General features: G+C 59.5%; 9 protein-coding genes and 1 pseudogene. 2 read left to right on the top strand and 8 right to left on the bottom strand.

The annotated features are described in order from the left end of the window. Positions 1 to 178: 178 nt before the first annotated feature. From Q0F21_RS02720 to Q0F21_RS02685, 8 genes and pseudogenes are all read right to left on the bottom strand, one after another. Entirely contained in the window at positions 179 to 799 is a 621-nt protein-coding gene (locus Q0F21_RS02720) for a master DNA invertase Mpi family serine-type recombinase (protein ID WP_297133074.1), read from the bottom strand. Between the two features lie 142 nt (positions 800 to 941). After that, a pseudogene (locus tag Q0F21_RS02715) lies at positions 942 to 1,217 on the bottom strand (PfkB family carbohydrate kinase); the annotation flags it as partial. Between the two features lie 61 nt (positions 1,218 to 1,278). Beyond that, the gene (locus tag Q0F21_RS02710) at positions 1,279 to 3,192 is read right to left on the bottom strand and encodes a fimbrillin family protein (RefSeq protein WP_297237156.1); all 1,914 of its coding nucleotides are present in this window, start codon (positions 3,190 to 3,192) and stop codon (positions 1,279 to 1,281) included. After that, positions 3,189 to 5,825 (bottom strand): transglutaminase domain-containing protein, encoded by a 2,637-nt coding sequence (locus Q0F21_RS02705; protein WP_297237154.1) that lies wholly within the window; start codon positions 5,823 to 5,825, stop codon positions 3,189 to 3,191. Before Q0F21_RS02705 ends, Q0F21_RS02710 begins: the two co-directional genes overlap by 4 nt. A gap of 50 nt (positions 5,826 to 5,875) precedes the next feature. Continuing rightward, positions 5,876 to 6,880, bottom strand: coding sequence for a hypothetical protein (locus Q0F21_RS02700; RefSeq protein WP_297237152.1), 1,005 nt, complete (start codon positions 6,878 to 6,880; stop codon positions 5,876 to 5,878). A gap of 17 nt (positions 6,881 to 6,897) precedes the next feature. After that, positions 6,898 to 7,650 carry an ABC transporter permease gene (locus tag Q0F21_RS02695; protein WP_297237150.1) on the bottom strand — a complete coding sequence of 251 codons (753 nt, stop codon included), beginning with the start codon at positions 7,648 to 7,650 and terminating at the stop codon, positions 6,898 to 6,900. Beyond that, complete coding sequence (locus Q0F21_RS02690; RefSeq protein ID WP_297237148.1) at positions 7,647 to 8,345, bottom strand: ATP-binding cassette domain-containing protein; 699 nt, start codon at positions 8,343 to 8,345, stop codon at positions 7,647 to 7,649. Before Q0F21_RS02690 ends, Q0F21_RS02695 begins: the two co-directional genes overlap by 4 nt. A gap of 8 nt (positions 8,346 to 8,353) precedes the next feature. Continuing rightward, positions 8,354 to 9,301, bottom strand: a complete 948-nt coding sequence (locus tag Q0F21_RS02685) for an ABC transporter substrate-binding protein (protein ID WP_297237146.1) — start codon at positions 9,299 to 9,301, stop codon at positions 8,354 to 8,356. Between the two features lie 242 nt (positions 9,302 to 9,543). Here Q0F21_RS02685 and Q0F21_RS02680 point away from each other — a divergent pair, with 242 nt between their 5' ends. Both Q0F21_RS02680 and Q0F21_RS02675 read left to right on the top strand, forming a co-directional pair. After that, positions 9,544 to 10,443 carry an AraC family transcriptional regulator gene (locus tag Q0F21_RS02680; RefSeq protein ID WP_297237144.1) on the top strand — a complete coding sequence of 300 codons (900 nt, stop codon included), beginning with the start codon at positions 9,544 to 9,546 and terminating at the stop codon, positions 10,441 to 10,443. Between the two features lie 329 nt (positions 10,444 to 10,772). Continuing rightward, on the top strand, positions 10,773 to 11,794 hold a 1,022-nt coding region (locus tag Q0F21_RS02675; protein ID WP_297237142.1), incomplete at its 3' end, for a formate--tetrahydrofolate ligase.

Below are 11,794 nucleotides of genomic sequence, written 5' to 3'. Positions count from 1 at the left end.
ACAGCCTCGATCTTCTCCTTGATGCGCTGCTCGATGGGGGTGAGGATGACCCAGGGGGCGGAGGTGAAGGCGGAGGGGGTCGCATGTTGCTGGACAAAAACGCTCTTTTACGGGCTCTCTACATAATACCGGTAGTAGAGTAAGGGCTATTGCTTGACGGAGTGTATCTGTTGTCCCCTTAGTTAGGCTCCTTCTCGAGGGAGATGACCTCCCTGATGTAGCGGGAGAGGGTGTTGCGGTCGCACTTGCAGATCCTGGCGATCTTGCGTAGTGAGATCTGCTCCTCGAGGAGTCCCTTGATCAGCTGCTTCTTGCGGTAGAGGGGATGCTTCTCCGGTGCGGTCTTGCTGCCCCTGGGTCGTCCGAGGATGACGCCCTCGGCTCTCTTCCTTGCGAGGGCCTCCTTGGTGCGCTGACTGATCAGATTGCGCTCGATCTCAGCACTGAGACCAAAGGCAAAGGCGAGGACCTTGCTCTGTATGTCGTCTCCTAGGCGGTAGTTGTCCTTGATGGTCCAGACACGGCACTCCTTTGTCATACAGATATTGAGGATCTCCATGATCATAAAGAGGTTTCTGCCGAGGCGGGAGAGCTCACTGCAGATGATGATATCGTCGTGTGTCACCTTGCGGAGGAGGTCTCCTAGCTGGCGCTTGGTGTAGGCCTTGGTGCCGCTAATGGTCTCCTCGATCCAGTCGTCGACCTGAAGTCCGTTTCTCTTGCAGAAGTTGTTGATCTCGAAGCGCTGGTTCTCTACCGTCTGCTTGTCGCTGCTGACTCTGATGTATCCGTACGTCATATCTTTGATTGAGTTAGTGACCCAACCTCGTGAGGAGATCAGGTCGGGATAAGTGAGTCGCAAATGTACGAGCATACCGGCAGGAGAGACGCAACTGACTACCCCGACCCCTCGAGGGTGTCACACACCTCGGGGAGGACGATCAGGTGGTAAACTTGGCAGGGAGGGTCGGCATGGCGCCTGCCTGAGTGCAGACGTAGGCGGAGACCTCGACAGCTCGCTGGTGTGCCTCAGCTACAGACTTTCCCCTGATGATGCTCGCCACAACGGCAGCAGTAAAGGAGTCCGCGGCCCCGACGGTGTCGGCCACCTCGACCTTAGGGGTCTCCTTGTAGGACATATCTTCCGGGGTGAATATGTGACTGCCATTGACACCGCAGGTCAGGATCAGCATCCGGAGGTGGTATCGATCGAGTAAGTCCCGGCACGTGCTCCGGAGGTCGGTGCCGGAGATGGAATATCTGCAACCCGGAGCGGATCTACCGGAAGCAGAAGTCGTCCAGCATCAGGTCGATGTCGGATGCGCCGCCGAGCTTGATGGCAAGCGACTCGCCACCGCGCCGGGAGCTGAGCCCTACCGATCTGACATCCAGGGAGACCTTGATCCACTGACCGCGGGTGTTGATGGTACCCTTGTAGAGATTCCGCGGCTCGGGCTGCAGGACGACATCACGCGAGCCTACCTCGCCGAGATTGTAGCAGACGTAGCTCTGCTGACCATTTGCCCCCACTTGATCGGAGTAGACATTGACCGACATAGAGCGGGCGGAGCTGACGCCCTTGAGGAGGAAGGAGATCGTCTCCGTGCCAGAGGGGATCGCGCCCTTGAAGGAGAGGAGGTACTCATTTCCATTGAGCCGCTTGACCACGGAGAGCACCTGACCGCGAACCGGATTGGCGTGGTCCCGCGAGATGACCGCATAACTTCGCAACCCCTGCTTGCCGAGTGCGGCTCTGAAGTCCGCCTCACTCTCGCAGTCGGCGCCATCGAAGAGCCACTTCGCATCCCCCGGGTCCCTCCCCGGATCGGGCGTATCCTCGACCGATCCGCTGTCGGTCACCCGGAGGAGCAGGTCGTCGATGCGCCACTTCACACTCTCGTAGCCCTTGCTGGTGTAGACAAAGGCGAAGCGGACACTCGACTTCCCATAGACAAGGTCGGGTAGGGAGATCGAATTTGGAACAAAGTCCTCCGATTGCGATGCCGGGTAACTGGGGATGGTCACCTGCTGCCACCGAGCCGCCTCTGGGTCATCGAGCGGGAAGTCCTCCGTCGTCACGTAGAGCCTCTGCTCCTCCTCCATCCGCTTACCTCGGAGGATGCTGTGGGTGAAGGAGAGACGCGCATCGGAGACGTGGGTGAAGTCGAGCGGGGGCGAGAGGAGCAGGATCTTGGTGATCCCCATGCTACGACTCGAGACGGTAGCACAGCCCTCCTCGGCATAGAAGTCGATCCCCCTGCCGATGATGGTATGGCTGGTCATCTGCCCGAGCGAGGTGTCGAAGTGCTCCTCCAGCAGCGTCCGCTCACCAACTCCGACCGTAGGGTCGTCCAGATAGATGTCCCCCTCGATCCGACCGCCCTCGACGAAGGAGCGGATGGAGGCAGAAAAGCCCCCGGAGGAGACTGCCGGAGAAGACTGCTTGAGGTGCAGGATCAGGGAGTAGTAGATACCGCTCTCCGACCTGGTGACCTGCTCAAAGGTTGGCTCATCCAGCGTGATCGTCTTGCTCCCCACGCCGATTTGGATCTTGTGCGATGGGTCACCAAGCGTCTCCCCGGGCAGGATGTAGGAGACGAAGGTGTCTCCATAGCGCACCGCAGAGAGGGACTCCACCGCTTCGCCCGGGGTGATGGCGCCGCTCCGCTTATCCATCAGCCCTCCCGAGCGGTAGCCCTGCAGCTCGACGGTTGCATCGGAGAGGTCTAACCCCTCGATCTCAGAGACGAGTCGGACACGGATCTGAGAGAGACGGTGAGAGAAGGAGAGCTCCACCTGGGTCTCCCCTTTGACTCCTTTACCCTCCCCATAGAGTAGAGCGCACTGGTCTCGCAGGTCGAAGGAGACAGATCCCCCACCGCCGTAGCTGTAGGGGTAGTAGGCGTGGAAGGTCTCACCCTCTGGCGCCATAGAGATGCGCCGATCACTCCGTGGGCCAAAGGCGCCGTCCCCATGCGTCGTGACATAAGGGACATCGGTCTCGCGGGAGGAGAAGATCCCGATCTGATCCCCTGCCTCCCAGCGGTCATCAAGGACACGCAGATGCGGCGCAGAGGCGATAAAGTCGGGATAGATCCTCTGCTCCGTCTCTTCAGTAAGCTCTAGCTGCTGCGCACAGGCGGAGAGGAGAAGGGCGAGAAGGGGGAGGGAGAGGAAAGAGAATTTATTCATAGTCGTGAGAGGACATCGGCGATCTGCCCACCGATACCGATGGTGTAACCCTGGTGGAAGTAGACGACGCGATTAAAGGTATCGGCAACGATCACCACGGGGTAATCAAGCGGCAGGGAGCGCTCCAGACCCTCTGCAAGCGCTTTATCCAGCCCCTGTGTGTCGATGCCCCAGGAGGCTCCCTGGAGGAGGTTGTGGAGCGCCTCAGAGGGCTTCTGCGGTGTGAGGACAACGGTCGGTATGGGTAGCTTGCCGGACCCGTCAGCGATGGCGCCTAAGTCGCGGAGGATATGATCGGACGGCTCGTGGGCATCGCGTGCCAGCACGAGGAGGTAGTAGCCCCGTCCCGTGGTGCTGAGGAGTGAGCGCTCCTCTCCTGCGAGATCCTGGTAGAGCGACTCGGAGTCGAAGTTTCCGATCACCGCCAGGGCGCCCTCCTCCCGGTCGAAGTCGATCGCCATCGGCTTCCCGCAATTCATCCTCCGGATGGAGGTGAGGACGGTGCCGTCGGCAAGCCTGCTGCCGGAGAGGAGGAAGTTGTCCGGATAGAGGAGCGACTTGCCCTGCAGGTCGGTGTAGGGAACCATGTCGTCGAAGTAGTAGGTCCTCATCTGTCCGCCGGCAGGATCGAAGTAGCCGACGGTGAAGTGAGACGTGTAGTGGGGCGTGCGGACGGTATTCGACCCCTGCTCGTAGGTGAGCTGTAGGGGACAGTCGACAGCGGACTCTTTCTCCTCCTTTAGAAAAGGGATCACCTGCTCCCTACCCTCATCGTCGCGGTAGCGGACAACGCTGTTGCCGAAGTCATACCAGGTCGGTACCCCGGCCGTGCGGAGCAGTCGGATCAGCAGGACGGTGAGGGAGCGCTGGTTGCCGCGCTGGAGGATCCAGGTGGAGGCGGGCGTCATGGGGAGGTTGAGCGGATTGTACTGCTTGTCGTACGAGAGCTGACCCATACGATCGAGGATCCGGGTCACTCGCTCTGCTCGGCTGAGCTCCCCATTGCCGAGGATCTGCTCGCAGATCAGATCCAGCTCCGGCTGCTGCGGAGCGATCGGCTCACGGTCCATAGCCCGCGGGCAGTAGATCATCGGGTCCTGCCAGTCGGCGTCTGAGAGATCCCGGTCGAGTACCTGCTCAAGGGCGGTGATGGAGACATCGTGGAGGTCCTTCTCGGTGAGAGAAGAGAGAAGGAGAAGGGCGTGGTGCAGCTGTCCGCTCTCAGCCGACTGGCGGAGGAAGCGCTCTATCGTGGCGTGGTATCCGCGGCTCTTGGGGAGGAGGTCGAGAAGCAGGGTGCGGTCCTCGCCCATGGCGCCCAGCTCGTCAGCCAGTGAGGCGGTCTGCTCTGCTGTGGGGAAGGTGGCGGTATACGCCTCACGGATGGCATCCTCCTCGGCGAGTAGGCGGGCATTCTCCGCCGCCTGGGCCTCGGTGTGGCGAACCTCCGGCGTCTGCTCCTCCGGCGGGGTGAGCCGCAGGTGTTGCTCCGCCGGGATGGTGTCAAGGGGACGGAGGGTCAGCTCGAGGGTACTGCCGCCCTCCTTATTGGTCATCTTCTCCATCGCTACCCGATCCTTGCCCTTGGAGGCAAAAATCACCACATCCCCGAGGCCCAAATTGGTCACCGCTTCTCCTCGGTCATCGGTTGTTCGGGTCACGAGGGGGTAAAGCTCTGCGTAGTTGTAGATGCGGTAGGTGACGGTGGCGCCCTCGACCGGCTTACCGGCTTCGTCCGCGACACGGACGGTCATCGGTGCTGTACGGATGTAATTGGGCGTCACATTGAGCTCGGTGAAGCAATCGTTTTTGCTCAGCACCTCTTCGTCGCCATCGTAGTCACCGAAGGCAGTGGTATGGAGCATCATCGCCCGCATCACCGGGGCGTCAAACCAAGCATTGTCCAGCACGGGGGCGGGTTCGCTCGCCCCGAGGTAGTGCCACTTCCCATCTACCCACGCCTCGACCCAGGCGTGGTTGTCGTCCGTATGCGCCCAGCGGGGCGTATAGACCTGCCGTGCCGGGATACCGACGGTCCGGAGCACAGCGACGACGAAGGTACTCTGCTCGCCGCAGCGGCCGAGGGCATTCCGAAGCGTGGCTATGGGGCTGGAGGTGCGACCGTCCGAGGGCTGGTAGGTGATGTGCTTATGGGCCCAACGATTGAGCGCCAGCACCGCCTGCTCCATCGTCATGGTATCGACGAGGGCGGACAATTCGTCGTAATAGGTAGTCCGGAAGTCATCCAGCACCTCGTTATTCACCCGCTTCGGGAGGACAAAAGCGCGGAAGAGAGCGCCCGGGACCTCCTTCCCCCACGGCATCTCCTCCCTCGCCCTCAGCGTCACCCGGACATTATCCAGATGATAGGCAATGCTGTGATCCATCAGATCCGGCAGACTCATGTAGGCGTAGAGGTAGGTCATGGCGTCCCGCTCCTCGGCGGTCACGTCGACGAAGCGGAGGGAGTCGGTCGGAGAGACGATGCCGAGGGTGTCGATCTTCGTCTCGAGGGCTTTCTCCGCACGAGTCATCACATCGGAGGGAAAAAGCGACTCGCTCCGCCCCCCGCCGCATGAGGTGGCGAAGAGGGTCAGAGCGAGTAGAAGAGTAAGAGGTGTAAGTCTATTCATGGCTAACGGGTTTTATATACAGACCAAAGTTAGCCAGAAAAACTTAACCGTCAGAAGCCGAACTGGAATTGCATCCGGATGTGGTGGTCCATCGGGCCATGTCCCTCACCCTGCGGTGCGACGAGACGATACTCCAGCTGCCAGCGGGAGAGCTTGCCAAACCAATGTTGCACGCCGAGCGTACTGGTGAGGAGACTGCCGGGACCCATTCCGGTCTTGAGGTAATCGACGGAGGCGACGAAGTCATACCGCTTGGTCATATGTGCCACAGCGGTGAGGTAAGCACCCTGACTGCTGACCTCGGCATCCTTGCCATACATATACTCACCCGTCAGGGAGACCGGATTGGTAGTCAGCTGCACGGCACCACTAATACGGTGACGGATATAGGGCGCACCCGCCTCGACCCCCTTGCCAGACCCCATAGCGTGGAGCTCACCACCGAGGTAGGAGGCGTGGAGCGTCAGCATAGAGATGGGGCGAATGTAGAGCGCACCGCCGTACATCTTGGTGGTGCCGAGATCGAGGGCATTCATCCCCTGACCATTCATCACCGCCAGCTTGTACGAGAGCACCCTGTCCCAGAGATCTCCTGATAGCTCGAGACCAATGTCTCGCCCGGAGGTCCCCGAGTAAAGCGGATCCATCCCCACGCCGGCGAAGTAGACCGTCGGCATTGTTCCGCCAAGGCTCAGCGGATTGAGGAAGGGAGCCAGCTGGTTCTCCAGCCCAAAGGGCGTCTTCATCTGTCCCACCCTGAGGCTCAATTCCGGAGCGAAGCGGTAGGACATGTTGAGCTCCTTGAGGATCGCCGGGCTATTGAGCTGAAAGAGGACGGTCGCACTCCACCGGTCGGTGATCCGCATAGTCCCCATAAGCTCTGACTTATTGACGCCAAAGGAATTCTTCCCCGGTCCCAGTAGCGCATCGTAGTAGACCTGACCGTACCCGTGGATCTCGAGGCGCCTTCCCTTATCGAAGTGGTGGTGCCCCTGTGCCGCCAGACCGGGCATTAGGACGAAGAGGAGGAGAAGCGATAGTAGTGCTTTTTTCATAAGATAAAGAAGTGCAATTAGTGACCTGCTGAGCGCCATCGACAGAAGTGCTCCTCAGCAATATCTGTAAGAATAAACAAGATAAATCCAGTGATGCTCAGGACGACGATCCCGCCGTACATATCGATGTAGTCGAAGCGCATCCAGGCATCGGTGATGAAGTACCCCATGCCGCGGTCAGTGCCGTAGGTCTCGGTGACGAAGAGGACTGAGATCGCCGTCCCTATGGCGACACGCAGGGTGGAGAGGATATCCGGCAGCGCAGCCGGCAGGAGGATGTACCGCAGTACACGCCAGCGATCAGCGCCGAGGGAGCGAGCGATGTGGAAGCTCTCCTGGGGGATATTCGTGAGGCTGTCACGGACGTTGACGATCACCTGGAAGATCAGGATCAGAACGATCATTGCCACCTTCCCCCCATCGCCCAGACCCGCGATCAGCATAACGATCGGCAGGAGAGCGAGCTTCGGGATCGGATAGGCGAGGTAGGTGAGGGCATTCATCGCCCGCCCGAAGGGACGGTAGCTGTAGATCAGCCAGGCGATGACCAGCCCAAGGAGCAGTGCAATGGGGATGCCGAGGAGGATCCGGTAGAGACTCGCCAGGAGGTGCGGACCCATCTTCCCTGCCAGGAGTGCCGGCAGATGACGGTATACCACCAGTGGCGAGACCAAGGCCCCCTCGCCGATGAGGAGATAGGCTACGTACCAGATCACGTTGATCAGCAGCGTGCCGACGAGGAAGCGATAAGTGATACTGTCGGGTCTCATGACTTGATCTCCTCTGCGATGCGCTCCGCCGTCGCTCCTCTCGTCTCGGAGAGGATGCGTCCCGGGGTGCCACCCATCACGATGACCCGCTCGGCGAGACCGGCGATCTCCTCCACATTATGGCTCACGAGGATCGTCGTCAGTCCGAGGCTGCGGCGGAAGTGCTGCAGGAGCGTCCTACTCCGCTCTGCCGTCCCGATGTCGAGTGCCGAGAAGGGCTCATCGAGGAGCAGCAGGTCCGGGTCCTGCACCATCGCCCTCGCCAGAGCCACCCGCTGCCGCTGTCCGCCACTCAGTTCGCGCGGATAGCGATCGATGAAGGGGGCGATCTCAAGCGTCTCCAGCACCTCGTCCAGGTGGGAGAGGTTGGGACACTCCTTCCCTCCGAGGGTATGGGGAAGGAGGATATTCTCTCGCACCGTCATCCACGGGAGGAGGGCAAAGCCCTGAGGAACAAGCGCCACGGAGTGGACCTTGGGGTCCGGAGGCAGGTCATCGATCAGTACCGTCCCCTCATAGTCGGTGATGATCCCGGAGAGGACGTGGAGGAGCGTCGACTTACCGCACCCCGAGGGACCGGTCAGCCCGAGGATCTCTCCATCCCCGAGCGTGAGCGATAGATCCTCTACCGCCACCGTCTCGCCTCGTCGCCCCTTATAGGCGACCGAGAGGTGCTCTATCGACACCCGACTCATAAGCTCGGTTACTGCGGGAGGTACGAGCCGTCCACCAGTCCCTCGCCGGTATAGTCCGCCGGGACGAGGTCATGCTCATGGAGCCAGGCAAGCGTCTCCTCCATATCCTTGGCTGAGGGGAGCGCCGCATGACGATAGTCCGGAAGGGTCACCTGATCGACCAGCCCCTCAGGGATGCCGGCATCCTCGACGAGAATAGACTGCCACTCGGAGCGGGGATGAGAGAGCAGGTAGTCGACGCCGAGATTGTACCCCCGGAGGAGGAGCTTCACCGACTCAGACTTCTCGTCCAGAGCCTCGCGTCGCATCATCGTACCGGTGACAGAGATGCCGAGAGACTTCGTGGAGGAGAGGGAGGCGAAGCCCTTAGACTTCGCAATGGTGATGAAGGGGTCGGGGAAGACGGAGCCCTCCAGCTCGCCACCGAGCATCATCTCGAGCCGAAGGGGGATCTTATTCACCTCCGGCTTCTCGACGTCCGTCGGCTCCATACCGGCGGCGCGGAGCATCAGGTCGGTCGAGTAGTCGATCACCGTATTGCGGGAGACGCCCACCTTCTTTCCCCTCAGATCCTCCATGGTAGAGAGACCGTCGGTCGCCATCATCTCGAAGTAGCCGTCGTGGGCGGTGATGAGCGCTAGAGGCATCCCGGCCGCATGCTGGATCGCCGCACCGGTATAGTCGATCACGGTACCATCCACCTGAGCGGCACGGAAGGCGGCATCCCGATCGTTGGCAGAGAAAAACTTGACGATCTCCACCTCCAGCCCCAGCGAGTCATAGATCCCCATCTTCTCCGCCACCACGTAGGGTAGGTAGTCCATCGAGGACATGGCGCCGATCTTCAGCGGTGGCACGTGGCGCTCCTCCTTACCTCCCTTGCCGGTGCAGGAGATGGTCGCCAGTATAGTGAGTGCTCCTACGAGGAGCAGCGCGAGAGCAGATTGCTTATTCATAATTACATTGAAAGACAGCATTAGACTAATTATCTAATCGCAAAGGTACCTAAAAGAAAGTGAAGCACGGAGCGACATCTTCAAGAATTCGCATCAATAGTTTTTGCCCGAGAGAAGAGAATGTACAATAACGCTTATGGATTTCGGTTGCTTATCTGACCGAAAAGACCTAACTTTGTAAAACTTTTGGTACAGGCAGACAAAGACCTGATACCGCTGAGAAATAGAGTAATGGAGGATTAATGATTACGAATAATAAGAAAGATGTAGTCGATCTCGATCGACATCTCAATTGTCACCACTACGGATGCGCTCTACGCTGCCCCTTCAAGGCTCATACCCTGGGGCGAGGTGAGCATATGGTCATCGACAGCGAGAAGCACTTTATGTTTGTCTTCGTAGAGACGCGCAGTGCGTCGTACAGCTACAGGGACGAGACGGAGAAGCACGCCTGCCGCGGGGACTTCTTCCTCTTCCTCGGCACGCAGCGCACAGTCACGATCTACGGCGAGGGGAAGGAGACGAGAGTCTACACCTTCTTCTTCAGCAAGCCCACGCAGCTCTGCGACAACTACGCCATCTCCGGACTCAAGGACAAGGCACCCACATCGCACGTCTTCATCTCACTCCCCACGCACGAGTCGATCAAGATGGTCCTCCAGAGCATCATCTACATGCACGACCATCAGCTCAATTGCATCAACATCTACGAGTCGAAGCTCAAGGAGCTCTTCTTCTACCTCGGCGCCTTCTACGAGAGGGAGCAGGTGGCCTGGCTACTGGCACCCCTACTGCGTCAGGAGATCGACTTCAAGGAGTTTGTGGTCCAGAATTTCCTGCGAGCCAAGACGGTGCAGGATCTGGCCGATCAGAGGGGGATGCCGGTGCGGGTCTTCAAGAAGAAGTTTCAGGAGTCCTTCAATATGCCCCCCTACACCTGGATGCTCCAGGAGAAGGCGAAGTACATCGACCAGCAGCTTGCTGATGCCGCCGTACCCTTCTCGGAGATCATCAAGGACTTTGGCTTCTCCTCCCCCAGCCACTTCACCGTCTTCTGTCGCCGACAGTTTGACATGACGCCCACGCAGCGCCGCCACAAGCTCCTCCGCGAGAAGGCAAGAGCAGAGATGAAGGAGAAGTAATCCCGTCTCTACCTAAAAAGAAGAGGTCTCCCACAGGCTAATCACCTGCGGGAGACCTCTTTTTTTTGCTACCCCCCTGCGCCCCCGAACTAAACCCGGTATTAGTCGTCACTATTACCGGGTTTAGTGATCACTAATACCGGGTTTAGACTTCACCAATCTCTATCCTGCCCGATACGATACTCCCCGGCGGCGGGGATCCCTGCGGGATCGGGCGGGCGAGGTAAAACTCCAGTGCGTCTCCCCTGATGAGGTCAGGTCCGGATAGTAGTCTGATGCAAAATTATGGGTACCTTTGGTGAAACACCAAACCAAATCACTACACAATTATGAAATCAGATATCGAGATCGCCAGAGAAGCGACGCTCAAGCCGATCCAGGAGATCGCTCAGTCACTGAATATCCCCACACAGGACTTCCTCCCCTATGGTCACTACATGGGTAAGATCAGCCTGGATGTCCTCAAGGAGAAGCAGCACGGTGCCGGACACCTCATCCTCGTCACCGCCATCACGCCCACCAAGGCCGGTATCGGCAAGACTACCGTCTCCATCGGACTCGCCCTCGGGATGAATCAGATCGGCAAGAAGGCGATCGTCGCTCTCCGCGAGCCCTCCCTCGGTCCGGTCTTCGGCATCAAGGGTGGCGCCGCCGGCGGTGGCTACTCCCAGGTGCTGCCGATGGATAAGATCAATCTCCACTTCACCGGAGACTTCCACGCCATCACCTCAGCCAATAATACCATCTCCGCCCTCGTCGACAACTACGCTTACCGTCACCGCAACGACGACCAGGGTCTCTCCAAGATCACCTGGAGGCGCGTCCTCGACGTCAACGACCGCAGCATCCGCCACATCGTCACCGGTCTCGGGGATGGTAATGGTGAAGTGAATGAGACAGGATTTGACATCACGCCCGCATCCGAGATTATGGCGATCCTCTGTCTCGCCAAGGATATGGACGACCTCCGTCGCCGCATCGACAACATCGTCGTGGGGTATAAGAAGGACGGCAGCCCCTTCACCGTAGGGGACATGAAGATCGGCGGTGCGATCACCGTCCTCCTGATGGACGCCCTCCAGCCTAATCTCGTCCAGACGACCGAGAATACCGCCGCCTTCATCCACGGCGGTCCCTTCGCTAATATCGCACACGGATGCAACTCCGTCGTCGCCACCAAGATGGCGATCCACTACGGCGACTACGCCATCACGGAGGCAGGCTTCGGTGCTGACCTCGGTGCCGAGAAGTTCCTCGACATCGTCTGCCGTCAGAATGGTCTCCAGCCCGCTGCCACGATCCTCGTCGCCACTGCCAAGTCCCTCAAGCTCCACGGCGGAGTCAAGGACGC

Origin of the sequence: uncultured Porphyromonas sp., from assembly GCF_934359325.1 — a bacterium.
Classification (GTDB): Bacteria; Bacteroidota; Bacteroidia; order Bacteroidales; family Porphyromonadaceae; genus Porphyromonas_A.
Note: the sequence above shows the minus strand (reverse complement) of the source record. Positions and strands in the feature narration are given on the sequence as shown.